Here is a 20,209-nt window from a genome sequence, read left to right on the forward strand (position 1 = left end):
GTCACATCAGTCCTTTCAGGTAAACGAAACTAAAGATAAATACCCATACTACGTCTAGGAAATGCCAGTAAAGAGAGAATATAAATGACTTGTTCGTAGTAGCCAATGTTAAGCCTTGTCTCTTCACTTGAATTAAGATGGCTATTCCCCATAGTAGACCAAAGCCAACGTGGGCTCCGTGGGTACCTAATAACACGAACAGACTGGATACGAAGGCGCTTGTCGATAACGTGGCACCTTCATGCACATAGGTGAAGAACTCTGCAATTTCAATCCCAAGGAAGGCTAAACCCATGAGTAGGGTGAGACCCATAAAGATCATCATCGGTTTCTTCAAACCAAGTCGCATACTGTGAATCGCAAGCCCAACGGTAAAGCTACTTGTGAGTAGCAAGAATGTTTCGACCAGAACGCCTGATAGTTCAAATATATCAGCACCACTTGGTCCACTAGCATAACGATTCACCAATACGAAATAGACGGTGAAAAGGGTGGAGAACAGCGCAATTTCTGCTCCTAGAAAGATCCAAAATCCGAAGATTTTATTACTGTTTTCCTCTGACCCGTACTCAAGCGGTTTTGTGGCATCTATTTTCATAGCGTTTCACCCCGCAATTTCTTTTCTGTTTCCATAATTTCTTGGACGGATACGGTAAATCCATCATCCCTATCGAAAGACATAGAGGCTAGAACGATTAGAATTCCAATTCCCGAGACAATAGCTGGAATCCACCAACTAAATACGAGTGCGAACCCGAATATGAAGAAGACAGCGCCAAGAATAACAGGTTTTCCAGTATTGCTTGGTAAATGAATCGGCTTAATTTCTTCATCAAAAATAGGTAGGTTATCGTGTTTAGCAGCCCATAACGCATCTCTTGATTTTACATTTGGAGTGATGGCGAAGTTGTATGCAGGAATTGGGCTACTTGTTGCCCATTCCAGCGTACGCGCATCCCATGGATCTCCATTTGTTTCGCGAGGGCTGTAACGGATACTATAATAAATATTGTATACAAGAATGGCGAACCCGATGGCAAGACCCAAAGCACCAGCGAACGATAGTAAGTTAAGTGGTCCGAAGCCTGATTCTGCCGAATACGTGTACATCCGACGCGTCATTCCTTTTAGTCCTAGGAAGAACAGCGGGAAGAAGGTCACGTTAAAGGAAACGGCAATCCACCAGAATGCATGTTTCCCTAGACGATCATTCATCTTGAAGCCGAATACTTTCGGGAACCAATAATGGAAGCCTGCAATAACGGCAAAGACTGTACCAGGAATTAGAACGTAGTGAAAATGTGCTACCAAGAACATGGTATTATGGTACTGATAATCGGCACTGGCCATAGCTAACATGACACCAGTAACACCACCGATTGTAAAGATTGGAATAAAGGCTAGTGAGTACAGCATCGGAGTCGTGAAGCTGATCTTACCCTTTCGCATGGTGAACAGCCAGTTAAAGATCTTGACTCCGGTAGGAACGGCAATTGCCATCGTTGTAACGGAGAAGAATCCGTTAATCATGGCCCCTTGACCCATCGTATAGAAGTGATGCGCCCATACTAGGAAGGACAAGAGTGAGATGACGACCATACTAACAACCATAGATGTGTAGCCGTATAAGTTTTTCTTTGAGAATGTCGAGATAATTTCACTGTATATCCCGAATGCAGGAAGAACAACAATATATACTTCAGGGTGACCCCATACCCAGAATAGGTTAGCCCATAACATATCCATACCACCATTAGCCATGGTGAAGAATTGTGAGCCGAAGAGTCGGTCGAACATCATAAGAGCAAGTGAAACAGTAAGTACTGGGAAAGCGAATGTAATGATCACACTCGTGATCAGGGAAGACCATGTAAACATGGGCATCCGCATAAGCTTCATGCCAGGTGCACGCATTTTGAGTATAGTTACAATAAAGTTAATCCCTGTTAACAATGTACCAATACCAGAGATCTGAAGTGCTAGAGAGTAATAGTTATTTCCTACTGTAGGGCTGAATTCTATACTTGCCAACGGGAAGTAAGCTGTCCAACCCGCATCAGGAGATCCCCCAATAACAAACGAAAGATTTAGTAACATGGCTCCTGCGAGAAATAGCCAGAAGCTAATGGCATTCAATCGAGGGAATGCTACGTCTCTTGCACCAATCTGGAGCGGAACAACGACGTTCATAATTCCAATAACAAAAGGCATAGCCATAAATAGAATCATAATCAGACCATGAGTTGTAAAGACCTCATTGTAATGTTGAGAATCCAGAAATTTCATCTCTGGAGCGGCGGTCTGTAGCCGCATCATAATGGCATCGACTCCCCCACGAAACAACATGATCAGTGCGGAGAGAATATACATGACCCCAATTTTTTTGTGGTCTACGGTGGTTAGCCATTCACGCCAGAGGTAACCCCATTTCTTAAAGTAGGTCAGACCGACGATAATCGCAATCGTAGCAAGAACAATACTAGCCATCGCGCCGTAAATTAACGGTTCACCGGTAACGAAAAATTCGTCCCATTTCATTAGGATTTGACTCCTTTCGGTTAATATAAATAATAATTAATTCGGGTTAAGGAATCATTGTAGACTGCCTTAATGTCCTGTATGATCTGTGTGTTCGATATCTTGGTTGCTATCCTCAGCTGGAGATTGAGGTAACGGTTCATTTGGATCTATATTGGGAACAGCATCGAACTCTGTTTCTTCAGGACTAGTAGCAGGATTTGGATGTATATCCTTGTTCTCTTGATGTTCTATATTTCCATTCTCCATATCGGCATGATTCATATGATCCGCATGACTTCCAGGAGGTGGGCTAAAGGTCAGATGTGTACTCGAGTAAGTTTTACGTCCTAAATAAGATGTAGACAGTAATCCTTTAAATTCAACTTCTTCTAATATAGGAGCAGTCGCTTTTACTTCTTCTACCCATTCCAGATAATCTGCTGGAGGCATAGCAAGTGTTTCGAATTCCATAAGCGCAGATCCTTGACCGCTGAAGTTCGTATTTCTACCTAAATAAGATCCTGGTACATCAGCGACTAAATTCAACGTATTGACCATGTCGCTCATCGCATATTTCTGTCCAGCCAACTGAGGTACCCAGAAGCTGGTAATAGGTCCGAATGTGTACAATCTTAATTCAATAGCACGATGTGTAGGAATGTTTAAATAATTGACAGTTTCAATTCCTTCCTCAGGATAACTGAAATGCCATTTCCAGTTGGATGAAGATGCATAGATAACTAAAGGTTCTTGATCCTCATAACCGACGGGAACTTTCTCCACTGCACTTGTTGATTGCAATGTGACTACGGAGAGAACACCTACAATAATAATAGGAATAGTGATCCAAATAGCTTCAAGCCATATATTCCCTTCCTCATGTGGAGGAATGTAGTCATCTTTCGAATTCTTCGCTCTATATTTTACTAAGATGATGACATACAGAACATAAACAACAAGTAATACACCTAACATCATGGCAATGGAGAAAATAATGGTACTGGATAAGGTTCTCGCAGCTGGACCCTTGGGATCCAATACGGCTACTGAACTACATCCAGACATGAGTAAGACAAGACTCATGAACAGAACAAATAATGACCCTCTTTTTTTCATGATGAACTCCTTCCTTTATGAACTACTATTCATTAATTGCGGATTAACATGCTAAAGACTATTGTAGGAATACTAACTGCAGAAAGCAAAAGACATAAAACTCTTTAAATGGTAGTTTATTGCTCAAATATGTCTAACTATCTAACAAAGTGTGATTAAACTGTTACAGCGAGCGAGTGATATGACTTTAATCACTATAGTGGCGCCATTCCTGGTGAGTTCATAGAATGTTCATTAATCGTTAAAGTTACTCAAATTGTCACAACTAAAATGCTAATATATACCAATGAATACCAATACCTCGTTCTTTAATTTTGGAGTTCTTTTATTTATTGAGTAGGCTCCCCCAACAGTCAGGTAAAAACTTTGTTATAATAAACCAACACCCATTATTCGTTTAAGGGATGAACCTTATATTTATTGTAAGGTACGAAAAAGCGGAGGTACTATGTATGCACACATGTATATCTTTTTTGAAGAAATATCGAATATCTGCTTTTGCGGCCCTATTAATGATGTTAATTGAGCTAATGGTTGAACTTATGCAACCTTTTATTATTGCTAAAATGATTGACGATGGAATCAGACAAGGAGAAATCTCCGTAGTATTGATGTGGGGGGGGATCTTGGCAGGATTTTCCCTTGTTGCTTTGGGTTCGGGCATATTAAGTTCATTCTTTGCTTCCCATGTGAGCCAAGGCTTCGCCTATGATCTAAGGGATAGGCTGTATGCAACAGTGCAATCATTTAGTTTGTCGGTGTTTGATCGTTTTGCTTCTTCATCATTAATTACTCGGCTGACCAATGATGTCACACAGCTCCAGAACACGGTATTCATGGGTCTCCGAATTATGATGCGAGCACCATTACTTGTTATTGGTAGCGTAGTGATGGCATTTATTGTGTATGCAAAGTTGGCAATTTTGTTAACGCTTACTGTACCATTCCTGCTTATATTTTTATTGTGGATGCTGAAAAAAGCCGGGAGTTTATTTCAAACGGTTCAAGCTAAACTTGACGATGTTAATCGGGTGATTCAAGAAAATTTGATCGGTATGAGATTAATTAGAGTATTTGGACGCATGAGGTATGAATCAGAACGCTTTGCACGGACAAGCAAGGAATTGATGGAACGTACCATTTCAGTTTTAGGGCTAACAGAACTAACAATGCCTTCTGTTTTATTGATTATGAATGCTGTCATTCTGGCCGTACTATGGTTCGGACAGATTGAGATCCATACAGGAGATGCTACGATTGGAGAAGTAGTTGCTATCATCAACTATTCGATACGGACAACAGGGGCTTTATCTGTCTTTTCCATGATTGTCGTTAATATCTCAAGAGCGAGAGCCTCGGCGGGACGGATTGCTGAGGTGCTTGAAACAAAGAATGATCTTGCAGATGAACATGATGGCGAGGACACTACGCACAGTATCTACGGAAGCGTGGAATTTGATTCTGTGACATTTAAGTACCCTGAAACGAAGTCTCCTGTACTTCACAACATTTCATTCAAGGCAAAAGCAGGAACTACTACTGCTATTATGGGGATGACTGGTTCAGGGAAATCCTCATTAGTCAGTCTAATTCTTAGGCTTTATGAGCGGGATGAAGGGATTATTACAATCGACGGGAAGGATATACATTCGCTTGAAGTCGAGTATTTAAGGGATGCTGTTGGTTACGTTCCGCAGGACATCATGCTCTTCTCAGGTACGATACATGATAATATTGCTTGGGGTAAGCCGGATGCAACACAAGAAGAAATTATGGATGCTGCGAAGTTAGCCCAAATACATGATAGTATTATTAAACTTCCCTTGGGATACGACACAATGCTTGGACAAAAAGGGATCAATCTCTCAGGTGGACAGAAACAGCGGTTGACGATTGCTCGATCGTTGGTACGTAAACCCAAGATATTGTTGTTGGATGATAGCACTAGTGCGCTAGATGTAAGAACAGAAGTAGCCTTACTTGGAGCCCTTAGGGACGTGTCATGTACGACTTTTCTGATTACACAGAAGATTAGCTCAACTCGTCAGGCTGATCTTATCCTGTTGTTAGACAATGGGCAATTAATTGCGCAGGGAAGCCACGAAGAATTACTTGCAGATTCTGTTCTTTATCAGGATATCTATAAATCACAATTTGAAGAAGGAGGTGTACGTCATGTGGAAGGAGTTAAGTGAACCATTCCGTTATGCTAGGCCACTGGCGAACCCCAAGCCCAAAGGGGTTGGAGCCTCCGATTCTGGAAAGCGGATCAAACCTAAAGCAAAGGATTTATCAGGAACATTAAAAAGATTATGGATCTATTTGTCGCAACGCAAAGGTAAGTTAGTACTCGTACTAACGATGGTATTTCTTAGTTCAGGATTGGCGTTACTTGGTCCTTTTATGATCGGAGTGGCCATTGACACATTCATTGAACGACCTGCGGATACGGCGTGGCTGTACTTTCTTGTCGCTCTTGGCGTGGTTTATATGCTACATTCGCTCACGCTTTGGCTTCAGAATATTTGGATGATACGTATTGCACAAGAAACGGTATATCGCATGAGACTGGATCTTTTCCATCATTTACACCGTTTATCAATACCGTTTTTTAGTAAGCGGCAACATGGAGAATTGATGAGTCGATTTACCAATGATATCGATAATGTTAGCTCCACACTGAATAGTTCAGTCATTCAAATCTTCTCAAGTATACTGACATTAGTAGGAACAATCATTGTTATGTTATTTCTTAGCCCACTGTTGACATTGCTGACTTTCTTGGTCGTACCATTAATGGCATTTGGGATGCGTGCTATTACACGGCGAACAGGTCCTTTATTCAAGGAACAACAACGGAATTTAGGGGAATTGAATGGATACGTTGAGGAGACGCTTTCTGGTCAACGTATCATTAAAGCCTTCTCCCAAGAGCAAAGAGTTATGAATCAAATGAGTCAACATAATGAGATGATCAGACAATCGGGATTCTGGGCGCAGACGATATCAGGATTTATTCCGAAGCTAATGAATAGTCTCAATAATTTAAGCTTTGCACTGATCGCCGGAGTAGGTGGAATACTTGCTATACGGGGGGAGATATCGATTGGTGTGATCGTCATATTCGTAGAGTATGCGAGACAGTTCACAAGACCGCTGAATGACTTGGCGAATCAATGGAACACAATGCTGTCTGCGATTGCAGGGGCAGAGCGCGTGTTCGAGATTCTTGACGAGGAAGATGAAGAAAAGGATGAGTCAAAGGGAATCCTATTAGATGAAGTGAAAGGTGCCGTTAGCTTTTCTAATGTATCATTTGCTTATGATGAAGGAATTGCTACGTTGAGTGACGTGAGCTTTGAGGTTTCGCCGGGCGAGATGATCGCATTGGTTGGACCGACAGGAGCGGGAAAGACTTCGCTCATTCAGTTACTTGCTAGATTCTATGAGATAGATCATGGGGAAATTGCAATAGACGGACATGATATTAGGACAATCCATCGTGAGAACTTGCGTTCTCATATGGGGTTTGTACTACAGGATTCATTCCTATTTGAAGGGTCGATTCGTGATAATATTCGTTATGGGAAGCTTACTGCAAGTGATGAGGAAGTTGAAATGGCAGCAAGATTGGCTAATGCTCACTTCTTTATAGAGCGGATGAATGGTGGTTATGATAAGCTTCTTAAGCATGGAGGTGCTGGTATTAGTCAGGGACAGAAGCAATTAATTGCAATTGCAAGAGCCATGCTCGCTGACCCTTCGATTCTGATCTTAGATGAGGCAACTAGTAGTATAGATACAGTGACAGAGATTAAGATACAAGAAGGGCTGCAACGATTGATGGAGGGGCGAACTAGCTTCGTTATCGCACATCGATTGAATACTATTCGCAAAGCGGATCAGATACTAGTACTGAAGGATGGACACCTCATCGAGCGGGGAACGCATGAAGAGTTACTCAAGCAAGATGGTTTTTACAACAGTTTATATTTGGCTTAATTATGTATTTGTGTCACAAAGTGAGGTCAGTCCATGAGAAAATCCAAAGGGTTTAAGCTTCGAACTATTCTAAGTATGCTAGTGATAGGATCTGTACTCTTAACCGCTATTATTGGTGGATATTTAGCAATATCAGGGAATGTGAGATCGTTATCCTCGAACTATTTGGAGAATAACTATGGATACGCTAAGAAACTAGCGTCCAATACGAATGATTTATTAAATGTGTTACAGAATAATATGATGTCCATTGCTGATATTGCAGGCGATGAATCCTTCTCACAGAAAGAATTAGACATGTTGTTTAAGGGGAATGAACAGTATTTCAACTCCATCATCATAGCGGATACAAGCCGAATAATTAAGTTTGTTAGTCCGGGAAACACCGGACTTGTTGCTGGAGCACTCATAACATCAGATGCATCTCTTCAAGCTACTATGTACAGAAAGTCGAATATTTCTGAGCCCTATGTTGGGGCGACTGGAAGGCTCATCCTATTGATCTCCGCTCCAATATATAATGATAAAGGGAGTTATATCGGCCTTGCTGGGGGAACGATATACCTTCAAGACGACAATGTACTAAGCCGAATGTTAGGTGAACATTACTATGGGAATGGATCGTATGTCTACGTGGTTGATTCGGAAGGACGGATATTATATCATCCTGAAGAAGGTAGAGTAAATGAAATTGTGATAGATAATGCGGTGGTCAATAAAGTGATATCGGGCAGAAATGGCTCAGATCAGGTTACCAATTCAATGGGCACAACTTTCTTTGCAGGGTATGCATATGAACCCATTAGTGGATGGGGGGTCGTATCCCAAACACCCATCTCTGTACTGGATAAGCCCAAATGGGATTTGATAAGGAATATGCTGCAAAAGAATATTCCACTGTTCTTTATTATTCTAATCATTGCTTTGCGCGTTTCCAGCTACATATCAAAGCCGTTGAATATCTTGGTCAAATTTTCAGAAGATGCCCTTGACTCTCAAAAAGCGAACCCCCCATCTCTACCCAAGGTTAACTCATTTATTTATGATGTGAGGCAACTCCATAAAAGTATGGATAAATATTTAGACTTGCTGAACGCAGAAATTCAAACGGATAGTTTGACAGGCCTATCCAATCGAAAAACGTTTGACCGAACCATCCAAGAATGGTTCGATGAACAAATAGCGTTCAGTCTAATCCTTATAGATCTGGATTATTTCAAACTTATCAATGATGAATTTGGACATACTAGAGGAGATGAGGCTCTAAGATATGTTGCATCTCAACTAGAAGCCGTGGCTTCTGCTGAGGACTTAAGCTTCCGTTATGGTGGTGAGGAATTTGGGATTCTAGTTAAATTCGGTGGAAAACAAGATGCTGTCAATCTTGCAGAGAAGTTACGGAAAAAACTCGAAACATCAGAAATATTTAACGGTCAAGTTATTACGATATCCATTGGGATAGCGTTCTCTTGTGATAATATAGAAAGCCCTCAGAAGCTGGTTGAAATGGCAGATGCAGCCCTATACCAATCGAAGAACGAGGGTAGAAATCGAACAACAGTCTACTCCGATGATGAAATGTAGTAAGATGTTCCTCACTTAATGGTTCTGGAGAACTTAGAATTAGATGATCAAGATATCACAAGAATACGTGATAGACCATTCATAAGGATGGTCTTATTTTGCGTATATTGGGGCTGGATTAAGTAGATGTGTTGTTGAGTGTCGTAGTCGAGCACCCCGCACCCCGCACCCCGCACCCCGCACAGTGGAATAGCTGCAAAAAGTACACTTAAATTAGCGGGAAAGGGCTGAAAGCGAGAAATAGTTGTAAAAAGTACACTTAAAAGTGGCTGAAACGTTGAAAAGCGAGGGTTTCAGTAATCTAGATGTACTCTATGCAACTAAAGTTAGTGTTAGAGGGAATTGACCAAATCTAAATGTACTTTCTGCAACTAATGGTGAATGGAGTGGGAAGAAGGTAACTGTTTGCGATGATTGATGGGCTGCAGATGGCAGACCTTCCGAAGATATGATATGTTCAGGGAAGATTATTCGTAGTATATCAAGAGAGGGTGTATCGATCGATGATAAAAGCAATCATTTTTGATTTTGATGGTACTATTATTGATACAGAAACGGCATGGTACGTAGCTTTTCAAGAGGCATATAAGGAATATGGGGTCGATCTGTCACGGGAATTGTATTCCCAGTGTATTGGAACGGATTTAAATGGATTTAATCCGTACGAGTATTTGATCACGGAGAAGAAGCTATCCATTGATGGCGACTCATTCCGAAATGCTATTGATCTTCGGCATAAAAAGCTTATGGAACAAGAGAAGATTCGTCCTGGAGTACTAGAATACCTTGAAGCAGCTAAGAAAGCTGGACTTAGAATAGGATTGGCCTCTAGCTCATCAATGAAATGGGTAGAGAAATATCTACATCAATTAAATATTCGAGATTACTTCGAATGTATCCGTACTTCGGATCATGTTACACATGTGAAGCCTGATCCTGAACTATATATACAAGCATTGGAATGTCTCCAAGTTAAACCTGATGAAGCTATCGCAATAGAGGATTCACTTCATGGGGCCCGGGCTGCTGCCGCTGCGGGAATGCATTGCGTGGTCACTCCGAACGAAATCACAAGTTTTATGGACTTCGATCCAGTGTTTCATAGAGCGGATCAACTTAGTGATGTGGACTTCGAAGAGCTTATCCATCATATCTTCACCCCCTCACTCTAGATCCTATCCTCCACACTCATATCGGGGAAGAGGAAGTAATATGAGTAAGGAGTTCATGAAAAAGAATAAGCACAATCTTCCGAGCAAGGAATCGGAAAGGTGTGCTTATTCTTTCTATGTGAAGTATCGTAGATCCGAGTACGACAGGGTTCTACAACTCGTCATGTTAGGAACTTAAAGTCTTTTACGTTTGTAGAAGGTAATGAACAAACCTGAAAGGAGAAGGACGACCAGTGCGATGCCCGCTGTAAGGGCTTCTTTCACGGTACCTTGTGGTTGAGTGTTTTGCTCACCGAAGCCACCAAAGTCTCCTATACCATTGGGGCGGTTACCACCCATACCTCCAAGAAATCCCTCCATACCTTCGGGTAACTCACCGCCCATGTCAGGAAATCCCTCCATACCTTCTGGTAACTTACCGCCCATATCAGGAAATCCCTCCATACCTTCTGGTAACTCACCGCCCATGTCAGGAAATCCCTCCATACCTTCTGGTAACTTACCGCCCATATCAGGAAATCCCTCCATACCTTCTGGTAACTCACCGCCCATACCAGGGAATCCGCCTTGGGCATTGGTATTCTGTCCATCAGTTGCAGCTTGATCTCCTTGATTAGCCTGTTTATCGGTTGGAGCGACTTGCCCTACCTGAGCGTTGAGTTCAGTCGGAATAGCCTGTTCGTTATTTCCTGCCATAGCCGGCATATCACGACCGCCGCCGTTACCACCACGACCGCCACCACCCATACCTCCGCCCATACCGCCACCACTTCCTGAACCGTCTCCTGAAGAAGCGATCGTTCCAGCAAGTTGTTGGCTGATATTGCTGACTTGCGAATCGTTAATGGTTTTGAGCTTCGTGACGCCGCTTTGATATTCATCGTACGTATAGAAGGAACTTGGATCTTTCTCAACGTAGGATGAGATCAATGCAGATAATTCTTCAACACGCTCGCTAAATGCAGGGGTAGACAAGTAACCTTCCGTCGCTTTTTGAAGAATTTCATGATAGTTATCCTTGTACACGTCAATAGCAAGCAGCTTCGCAACGAGAGGTCGTTCAGCTAAGGCTCCTTGTGTAGGCTCATCAATCAGCAGATTAGAACTTCCCAATCCACCGAAGGCCATATTATAGTCCCAAGGCAGAATGGAGAAAATACCTTTATCTTCATACAAATAATAATTTTGTTTAAGACCACCTATATAGCTATCTGTATTATTAGTTAGTACATTAAGAGCTATATATCCTAAAGCATCATCTACGTTGAGAACCTTCTCATAATCTGTACCGTTATTCAGCTCGTCCAACATATCAATAAGAATATCTTTGTTGGACGATTCAGATTTCAGAGCGAGTCCAGTATAGGAGGTTATCTTATTGTCAATCCATACGAGATCGCTTCCTGTACCTGTCATTTGACCTTTGTACAAAGCTCCATAAGAGTTCCCAAAGTTCGATTCAAGATATTGCTCATCTACTTGTTGTACGGCTAAATAGAATCCCCACAGTGTATCGTTCACATAAATATTCACAAATGAATATCCAGGTGTGGGAAGTCCCATTTCTTCTGCTAGCTCATAAGTCAGGTATTCCCGCATATAACTAGCGTCACTGTAGTTATTGTTCAGGTTTATTTTACTGATCCCGAAGAGGGTCTGGCTAGATAAGTATTCGTCAAAAGATAGCTTAAAGCTATATCGATCCGAATCCGTCATACTGACAACACTTCGCAAACTAAGGTTTCCTTTTGTACGTATGCCGACATTGTCTAAATGCACCCCGTTATAATCCACAGAAGCAGTCATCATTTCTTCAGCTGAAGCGTTGTCTAACATACTTTGAAAATCTTCTTCGTCTAACGTGATTTTGACATCAATGACTTTATCTTTAGGGAATACTTTCGTAGCTCTATCCTCATCTACCTCAGAGGTTTTGGCGGTACTTGAAATTCCGGAATCTTCTATGCTTGTAGTAGGTACAGCTGCTTCACATCCTACCATGGCTATCATGATGGAGATGGAACAGATGCATAGAACAAGCTTCAACGTTTTTGTAGTCATCTTGTTATCACCATCCCATCTTTATGATACATAGTCACCGCTGTAGCTAATAAGCACGGCATTCTTGACTCCAGCAATTCCCGATAGTTGGTTGACAAAGCTTCCTTCTTTATCATCTAGGCGAAGTTCTAGTGTCATTTCTATGTTTCCATTGGTTATTGTTTTTTGTTTCACGTTAAATCGTTTCACGGATGTACTCAGTTGTTTATGAACAGCTAGTTCGCTTTCGTCTCCGTCACAGTTCACTACGAGTAAATAAGGGGTTTCGATAGATGTCCTTTTGATAAATAGGAACATGACCAAGCCAATAATAATCGAACCAATAGCTGCGAGAGTGAAGAATCCAGCACCACATACGATACCGACAGAGGTAGCCCAGAAAAGGAAGATTAGATCAGTAGGATCTTTAATAGGTGTTCTAAAGCGAACAATGGAGAGTGCGCCAACCATACCTAGAGATAGTACTAAGTTAGAATTAATTGCGATAATGATCATAGAAGTTACCAAGCTCATCCCAATGAGGGATACGTTAAAACTTTTAGAATATAGAACACCACTGAATACTCGTTTGTAAAGAAGAAATATGAAGAATCCTATTAAAAATGAAACTGCCATCGTGATCAATATTTTGGAGATGCTGATGTCAGATACAAAGTTATCTGTCACCGATTTTTTTAGTATGTCTGTAAAATTAGTTGTAGTATCATTCGTCGTTGCTGCAGCTGCTGCTGTAGTTGTTGTTGCACTCATCATTAATAATCCTCCCAAGAGTTCGTTTTTAGAAATTTACGACACATGACGTATTTTGAAGCAGATTGTCTAGTTAATCCCTCAAGCTGTAAAGCGATTCTGATGTACTCAGGAATATAATCATCGTATTTCACTTCTAGAATGATGAGATTGTCGTCAATCGCACTTATGCAATGTAGGTTGGCGTCGAACATATTAACGGAATGAAGCCCGGTCCTAAGTTCTTTATCAAATGTAATCCGAACATTTCCATTCACACATACAAAGGGCTCTCGTACATAATCAACAATAACTTTAGGTCGTAGCAAATGGTTCTTCATTTCATCATGCAGTTCAATAAGTAAAGGCTTGTCTGACTTACTTAACACTTCATAGTGACCAGATATTAGTTCATCGGCTACTTCCCTAGTGAGAGGTTCTTTGATTTTAGCTATATAATCTCTAAATTTGATTTTTTTCTCGAAATGAATGACATGATCATTATTATTGTAAATTCGAATCCGATACTTGGAGCGGTCTCGAACTCCCGCTAGTTTTTCATGTAAAGCTTTGTTATTAATATCATCGAAATATAAACTTCGAATGGCATACTCGCCATTGGGTCCGACATGATCATCTTGCTCTACTAGGTTCTTTAATCTTTGACGGATAATATGATACTGATGCTGATTAATGAAAAACTTAAGTTCATTTCGATATTTAAGACTCATATTTTAATCACACCTCTTTTCTTCGTTGCCATTGAAATCATTGTAGCGTGCTAATCTGATTTTTCTCTGAGTGTAAACTGAATGTTAACTGAAAATTTTACGTAGAATTTACAAAACTATATTAGTGCGAGTTCAAAAAGTCAGGTTTTCAGCACTAAAGTGGATGCTTACGATGCTGCGTTTCTTCGAAACGCTTCAGAAGATTGGATGAAGGTAGGGAGTGAGGAGCGGAGCTACACGTTTTCGTAGAAAACGACTTCGGAAGCCTACACTTGCAGTACCTACGTGAGCACCTGAAATGTTTCCGAAGGAAACATACCTCGTAAGCATATGCTAGGACTGGCTGAATTCAATATTCGATGTCGAGTAAGCTTCATGATATACTTCGTGATCAAAAGGTGACTTTTTGAACAACCTCTATTAGTTCTATCCATTCGAATTGACTTCATGAGTCATGGAACGGTATCGTAATATACAAATCATTAAGTCATAATGAACATGAAGTCATTTGGAGGTGCGTAGTGAAATTGCAAAAAGAGATCGTGTGGTTAGGCTTGATAATTCTAGTGATCTTAGTCATTGTTATGGGCCTAGAATGGATGAAAGCAGGACAAACTGTGAAGCCGAAGTCGTTGGTGATGACGATTAAGGATGATGCGCGCACAAGTCGTGCGTTCACATGGTATACAACAAAATTAGATATAGCTTCAGTGTTGCAGTTGGTTAAGGGTTCAGAAGGAAAGTTCGACGGAGAAAATGTAATGGAAATTACAGGATCAACATCGTCTATTGATACGGATAGTCATGGAGATCAAGGTGTTCACAAAGCTGAGGTAAGCAAGCTTGAGCCTGAAACAACGTATTCTTATCGTGTTGGGAGTGGGAAGGACAAGGAGTGGAGTGTACCCGTAACATTTACGACGGAAGCGGAAGAACTGGATGAGTTTACATTCATTAATGTGGCTGATTCTCAGGGTATAACGGAAGAGGATTTCGAACTTTGGGGAATGACATTAAATAAAGCATTTGAGACATTCCCGAATGCGAGGTTTATCGTTCATAATGGCGATTTAACGGAAGACCCTGAGGATGAACTCGCCTGGGATCATTTTTTCGGAAAAGCTACAAAGTGGTTAACGCAAGTGCCATTGATGCCTGTCACTGGGAATCATGATGAAGTGGATGGTGTGGCAGATCGGTATATAGCGCATTTTAACCTACCGGATAACGGTGCGGAGAATTCGATTGAAGGAACAACTTACTCATTTGATTACGGGTCAGCACATATTGTTGTCTTAAATACGGAGTCAAATATGAAAGAGCAAACGAAGTGGTTAGAGCAAGATCTCGCAGATACGGATAAACCTTGGAAGATTGTAGCTATGCACAGAGGACCCTATGGGGGCAAGACGAATGGGAAAGTAAAAGATTGGGTATCGATCTTTGATAAATACAAGGTGGATCTTGTGCTACAAGGTCATAATCATGAATATTCACGTTCATATCCTTTGCGAGAGGGTACGATCGTCGGAGATGGCAGTAACATCGTGAACAACCGTGAGGGGACTGTATATGTCGTTCCGAATACAGCAGGACAAAAGTTCAACGAGAAGAAGGAAGATCAATTCTATCATCAGGTCCATTTCCAAAATGAAAAACAGATGTTTGCTGGAGTTAAGATCGAAGGCGACACCCTAACTTTCCAGGCCTACGATGTTGTTGGAGAGAAGTTGGACGAGTTTGTTATACAACATTGAGGATTTATATGAATTAGCAGGAGGTAATTGAATGATGGATAAGATCATCTTTGGGATTATTGGTGGGGGTTGGAGAGCGGAGTTCTACCTCCGTATTGCTAAGGAACTACCGGAGAAATTCGCAGTAAGTCGCATATTTATTCGTGATGAGAAGAAGGCACGAGCCATGGAACAACAATGGGGTGTTCGTACGGTTAGTACTTTCGATGAATTTGTCGATCAGGTTGATTATTCATTTGCGGTGTTGTCGGTGACATGGGAAGCCAATCCACAATTGATTATTCAATTGAGTAACATGGATATTCCAGTCTTAGCTGAAACGCCTCCCGCGCCAGATATTGAAGGATTAATCCAGCTAAACAAGACTATCCGAAAGGGTGCCAAGGTTGAAATTACAGAGCAGTATCTATTCCAGCCGATGCATGCTGCGGCAATTGCTTTAGCTCGATCGGGAAAGCTTGGAGACATATCACAAGTACAGGTATCTGTGGCACACGGATATCACGGAATAAGTCTAATTCGTCACTTACTTGGAATCAGATATGAAGATGCAATAATCTCTGGTCAGCGATTTGTATCTCCATTAATCAAAGGTCCAAACCGTCAGGGTCCACCGTCTAGTGAAGAACGGGAAAATTCAGTTCAGGAACTCATAACATTACAATTTGGAGATCGACTCGCTGTATTCGATTTTACGGGAGATCAGTACTTTTCTTGGATTCGTAAGAACCGCATATTAGTACGGGGGGATCGAGGAGAGATCATGAATCAGGAAGTGAGCTATTTAGCGGATTACCAGACCCCAATGTATAATAAGCTTCGCAGAGTAGACATGGGTCATAACGGAAATCTGGAAGGATATTATCACAGGGGTATTCAGCTTGGTGGAGAGTGGCTATATCAGAACCCATTTATTCAAGGCAGATTATCTGACGATGAGATTGCGATCGCTACCTGTCTTTATAAAATGGGTTTATATGCGGCGGGTGAAGGAGCCTCTTTCTATAGTTTGGCCGAAGCGTCACAGGATCATTATTTATCTATTCTAATGAAGGGAGCGGTGGAAACAGGACAGACGATAAACTCTGTTCGTCAGCGGTGGGCGTTGGAGTAGAAAAAATATATCAACTATTACAGGGCATCCCACTAGGCTCCATCATAAGGAAAGACGCTTCATACATGAAGGTTGCTAGAATAAGATGGAATAGTTGCAGAAATGGTACTTACTCGGAAGAAAAGGGTGGGTAACGAAGATATAGTTGCAGAAATGGCAGTTAAAACAGGGGGAATAGTGAGAAAAGAGGACTCTCCAGTAATTAGATGCCATTTATGCAACTAAACTTAGTGATAGGGGAATATGGCCGAATTTAAGTGTACTTTATGCATCTGTTGGTGATTGGAGTAGACGGATATATTAGGTAGTTGTTAAGTAGGTAGTGGATATTAGGTAGTGGAAGCCCCGTAGGAGTAAAATCAAAGAAGGGGATGGAACTAACTCTTTCGCCAAGGGCGGCGCAAGGCGTTTCTCTTAAGCTTGACAAAAATAAACTATTTTACTATCATCTAATTTAACTGTTATCTAATTAGATGGTTACTAAATTAGATGGAATGAGGTATTTAGACGATGCAACTTGATAAATTAGTGCGCTATCATAAAGCTCTTGCAGATCCAACTAGAATAAAGATCCTGATCATACTTGCTGACGGTGAATGCAATGGTCAAGTGTTAGCTGAGAAGCTTAGTGTTACTCCAGCTACTATAACCCATCATGCTAATAAGTTACGTGAAACTAGTCTGATCCAAGAACGCAGAGATAAGAACACGATCTACTTTTCTTTAAATGATTATTTCATCCACAATAATTCAAAAGCTATTATCGATGTCATCTACCGAAATACAAGAACAAGTGAAAATAATGGAGGCGTAGACCTTATGGAAAATCAACATAAGAAATTACAAGAATCAGTCATAAATAACTTTTTTACGTCAGAGGGGAAAATAAAACAGATACCTGCTCAATTGAAGAAGAAGTTAATCGTTCTTGAGTATCTAGTCAGTCAGTTAGAGAACGGTAGGAAGTATACAGAGAAGGAAATCAATCACTTCATTAAACCATTTCACGAAGATTTCGCAACGATTCGTCGGGAGTTCATTATGCACCAATTCATGTATAGGGAAAATGAGATTTATGAATTGAATCCAAGGGAGATGTGGGCAAGATGGGACAGCTTGTAGTAAGATGAAGAGAATATAAGAGGTAGTTCAAAAAGTCATCTTTTGATCACGAAGTATATCAAGGGGCGTATTCGACATCGAAGATTGAATTCAGCCGGTCCTAGCATATGCTTACGAGGTATGTTTCCTTCGGAAACATTTCAGGTGCTCACGTAGGTATTGCCTACGCTCCGCTCCTCATTCCCTATCTTCATCCAATCTTCTGAAGCGTTTCGAAGAAACGCAGCATCGTAAGCATCCACTTTAGTGCTAAAAATTCGACTTTTTGAACACTTACATTAAATAGAATGGAGAGAATTTTAAATGACGAAACAACTATCACCCTTGGTACAATTATTGAATCTAGAACCGCATGTTGAAGGTGGTTGGTATAAGGAAATTTGGAAAGCGTCGTATGAAATTCCTAAGGCTGTTTTAGGTTCACAATATTCGGGTGCAAGGGCTGCTGCAAGTTCCGTTTATTTCCTACTACATCCAGGTGAAGAATCTGCATGGCATGGCGTGCTATCGGATGAATTATGGTTACATCATTCTGGAAGTCCGATCGAACTGACTTTGGGTGGATCGGGTGAGAATCCAGAAGCGGGTGAGAAGATCATTCTTGGTATGGATATTGAGAAGGGACAAGTCCCTCAGGCATTAGTACCGGCTGGTGTATGGCAGATGACGAGAACATTGGGCGATGAGCCAACATTGGTTACTTGTGTGGTCGCTCCAGCTTTTCATTATGATGATTTCAAACTCGTAGATTCATCGAAATAAGAGGAGCATCCTCTAAGGAATTCGATATTATCCGAGGGAGCGATGACTATTGGAATTATATTTTAAAGATAAAATTTTCAGCTCAGGTGTTTCAGATATAATGAATAATGGTGGAGAAGTGGTGGGCAAGATTGACTTGAAATCGACCTTCACTTCTTCATTAGAAGTATTTGATAACGACGGACAGATCGTATGTATGGGGAAGTTTCGTATGTTATTAAATAAATGGGTTATATCTGATGGAAGAGATGGAGAGTTAGGCGTGCTTCGCAGACGAATGAGTTTCCTCACGAAAAAGTACGAATATGATGCTGGAAGACGGGGAGTCTTTGAGATAACGTCGCCGGCATTTTCGAAAGAATATAGTATTCAGGGTAGTCATGGTGAGTTCATAGCTTCTTTTGCTAGAATAAATAGCTGGTTACAAACAGGAGCCTTTCGTCTGATTAATGAGTCTAAGGATTTAGAAAGTTATGAGTTGGTGGCTATTGTCATGGGTGTACACGAGATCCAGAAGAGGGATCAACATAATTAAGTAAGGAGGAAGCCTCAATTGGGACAACTTGACTCACCTATAGGGGTGTTTTTTGATGTGGATGACACGCTCTATGACCATCTGGATCCGCTTCGATTTGCACTACAACATGTGCTTACTTTGGGAGAGGACTTCCCTTATGAAAAGGTGTATCATCGAGTCAGATATTACAGTGATCTTCTTACGGAGCGAAATCGAGATGTGAATACTGAAGATGGTGCTAGTATTCTAGAGGAAATGCGAAGTCAGCGATATATTCTCGCACTCGAAGAGTTCGGTATATACCTCGATAAGGAACAGGCAGAAGAAATCCAGGCGCAATATCTTGGGAAACAATTTGAGATCCAGCCATTCGCGGGGGCAATTGAATTAATTAAGCAGCTACAGAGTAATGGAGTTGTCGTTGGGTTAATTACGAATGGACCTTTAGAACATCAAATGGGCAAAATAAGATCGTTATCATTGGATCATGTGGTTCCAGCGGATCATATATTTGTTTCGGGTGGTGTGGGCATTGATAAGCCTGATTCACGGTTATTCGTCCATGTGAATAAAGTTACGGGAACGACTGCGGAGCATAGTTATTATATCGGAGATACGTGGCGTAATGATGTTGTGGGAGCGATGAATGCAGGATGGAAGATGCTGTGGTTCAATCATCGGAATACTCAACCGGAGTCTGAACATATCCCCGATTATATTGTAGGGAACTACGAAGAGATTAGTCGGATTCTATTAAAATAAACATATAAAAAGGAATCGCTGCTCTCGATGGCTGGATTCCTTTTGTGTTTATTATGGAGTTGTGTGCGTTTCTGTTGTAGTGTTGGCAATGTTTGGACGACAGGATTGATTCCCATCCAAGATCCACGCATGAGCTCTGGGTTGATCTTTCCTTGTTTCTCGAGTTTGAGTCGAATTTTCTTTGCTTTACTTATTGACATGTGTACATTCCTCCTTGGAATTGGCTTATCTTCTATTATACGTGATATTTATTGTTATTT

Annotated in this window: 17 protein-coding genes; 10 read left to right on the forward strand and 7 right to left on the reverse strand. The window is 41.1% G+C overall.

Features of this window, described 5'->3' with window-relative positions; genetic code table 11:
* Window position 1 precedes the first annotated feature (1 nt).
* From qoxC to qoxA, 3 genes are all read right to left on the reverse strand, one after another.
* Window positions 2–598 carry a cytochrome aa3 quinol oxidase subunit III gene (qoxC, locus tag ACP8HI_RS02310; protein ID WP_438349530.1) on the reverse strand — a complete coding sequence of 199 codons (597 nt, stop codon included), beginning with the start codon at window positions 596–598 and terminating at the stop codon, window positions 2–4.
* Window positions 595–2,538, reverse strand: coding sequence for a cytochrome aa3 quinol oxidase subunit I (qoxB, locus tag ACP8HI_RS02315; RefSeq protein ID WP_438349531.1), 1,944 nt, complete (start codon window positions 2,536–2,538; stop codon window positions 595–597). Before qoxB ends, qoxC begins: the two co-directional genes overlap by 4 nt.
* Window positions 2,539–2,607: 69 nt before the next feature.
* Window positions 2,608–3,636, reverse strand: coding sequence for a cytochrome aa3 quinol oxidase subunit II (qoxA, locus tag ACP8HI_RS02320; RefSeq protein WP_438349532.1), 1,029 nt, complete (start codon window positions 3,634–3,636; stop codon window positions 2,608–2,610).
* A gap of 452 nt (window positions 3,637–4,088) precedes the next feature.
* On the opposite strand from qoxA, the gene ACP8HI_RS02325 reads away from it, so the two are divergent.
* From ACP8HI_RS02325 to ACP8HI_RS02340, 4 genes are all read left to right on the forward strand, one after another.
* Window positions 4,089–5,831 carry an ABC transporter ATP-binding protein gene (locus ACP8HI_RS02325; protein ID WP_438349533.1) on the forward strand — a complete coding sequence of 581 codons (1,743 nt, stop codon included), beginning with the start codon at window positions 4,089–4,091 and terminating at the stop codon, window positions 5,829–5,831.
* Window positions 5,812–7,638 carry an ABC transporter ATP-binding protein gene (locus ACP8HI_RS02330; protein ID WP_438349534.1) on the forward strand — a complete coding sequence of 609 codons (1,827 nt, stop codon included), beginning with the start codon at window positions 5,812–5,814 and terminating at the stop codon, window positions 7,636–7,638. The genes ACP8HI_RS02325 and ACP8HI_RS02330 overlap by 20 nt, the downstream gene beginning before the upstream one ends.
* Before the next feature lie 33 nt (window positions 7,639–7,671).
* Complete coding sequence (locus tag ACP8HI_RS02335) at window positions 7,672–9,222, forward strand: sensor domain-containing diguanylate cyclase (RefSeq protein ID WP_438349535.1); 1,551 nt, start codon at window positions 7,672–7,674, stop codon at window positions 9,220–9,222.
* A 503-nt stretch (window positions 9,223–9,725) separates the two neighbouring features.
* Window positions 9,726–10,394, forward strand: a complete 669-nt coding sequence (locus tag ACP8HI_RS02340; RefSeq protein WP_438349536.1) for an HAD family hydrolase — start codon at window positions 9,726–9,728, stop codon at window positions 10,392–10,394.
* A 174-nt stretch (window positions 10,395–10,568) separates the two neighbouring features.
* On the opposite strand, the gene ACP8HI_RS02345 is transcribed toward ACP8HI_RS02340, so the two are convergent.
* Genes ACP8HI_RS02345 through ACP8HI_RS02355 form a run of 3 tightly spaced genes read right to left on the reverse strand, consistent with a single transcriptional unit; the run spans window position 10,569 to window position 13,915 of the window.
* Entirely contained in the window at window positions 10,569–12,455 is a 1,887-nt protein-coding gene (locus tag ACP8HI_RS02345) for a CotH kinase family protein (RefSeq protein ID WP_438349537.1), read from the reverse strand.
* 21 nt (window positions 12,456–12,476) lie between these two features.
* Entirely contained in the window at window positions 12,477–13,208 is a 732-nt protein-coding gene (locus ACP8HI_RS02350; RefSeq protein ID WP_438349538.1) for a DUF4956 domain-containing protein, read from the reverse strand.
* The gene (locus ACP8HI_RS02355; protein ID WP_438349539.1) at window positions 13,208–13,915 is read right to left on the reverse strand and encodes a polyphosphate polymerase domain-containing protein; all 708 of its coding nucleotides are present in this window, start codon (window positions 13,913–13,915) and stop codon (window positions 13,208–13,210) included. Before ACP8HI_RS02355 ends, ACP8HI_RS02350 begins: the two co-directional genes overlap by 1 nt.
* Window positions 13,916–14,436: 521 nt before the next feature.
* On the opposite strand from ACP8HI_RS02355, the gene ACP8HI_RS02360 reads away from it, so the two are divergent.
* The 6 genes from ACP8HI_RS02360 (at window position 14,437) to ACP8HI_RS02385 (ending at window position 19,949) form a co-directional block, all read left to right on the forward strand.
* Complete coding sequence (locus ACP8HI_RS02360; RefSeq protein WP_438349540.1) at window positions 14,437–15,672, forward strand: metallophosphoesterase; 1,236 nt, start codon at window positions 14,437–14,439, stop codon at window positions 15,670–15,672.
* Between the two features lie 31 nt (window positions 15,673–15,703).
* Window positions 15,704–16,786 carry a Gfo/Idh/MocA family protein gene (locus ACP8HI_RS02365; RefSeq protein ID WP_438349541.1) on the forward strand — a complete coding sequence of 361 codons (1,083 nt, stop codon included), beginning with the start codon at window positions 15,704–15,706 and terminating at the stop codon, window positions 16,784–16,786.
* 510 nt (window positions 16,787–17,296) lie between these two features.
* Complete coding sequence (locus ACP8HI_RS02370; protein WP_438349542.1) at window positions 17,297–17,908, forward strand: metalloregulator ArsR/SmtB family transcription factor; 612 nt, start codon at window positions 17,297–17,299, stop codon at window positions 17,906–17,908.
* Window positions 17,909–18,211: 303 nt separating this feature from the next.
* Window positions 18,212–18,670 (forward strand): cupin domain-containing protein, encoded by a 459-nt coding sequence (locus ACP8HI_RS02375; protein WP_438349543.1) that lies wholly within the window; start codon window positions 18,212–18,214, stop codon window positions 18,668–18,670.
* 49 nt (window positions 18,671–18,719) lie between these two features.
* Window positions 18,720–19,205 (forward strand): hypothetical protein, encoded by a 486-nt coding sequence (locus ACP8HI_RS02380; RefSeq protein ID WP_438349544.1) that lies wholly within the window; start codon window positions 18,720–18,722, stop codon window positions 19,203–19,205.
* 18 nt (window positions 19,206–19,223) lie between these two features.
* A complete protein-coding gene (locus tag ACP8HI_RS02385; protein WP_438349545.1) occupies window positions 19,224–19,949 on the forward strand; it encodes an HAD family hydrolase in 726 nt (241 codons plus the stop codon).
* Here the strand turns inward: ACP8HI_RS02385 and ACP8HI_RS02390 are convergent.
* Entirely contained in the window at window positions 19,916–20,149 is a 234-nt protein-coding gene (locus tag ACP8HI_RS02390) for a hypothetical protein (protein WP_438349546.1), read from the reverse strand. The two genes, ACP8HI_RS02385 and ACP8HI_RS02390, sit on opposite strands and share 34 nt — an antisense overlap.
* Between the last annotated feature and the right edge of the window lie 60 nt (window positions 20,150–20,209).

Source organism: Paenibacillus sp. FA6, from assembly GCF_051550225.1.
Classification (GTDB): Bacteria; Bacillota; Bacilli; order Paenibacillales; family Paenibacillaceae; genus Paenibacillus_AQ.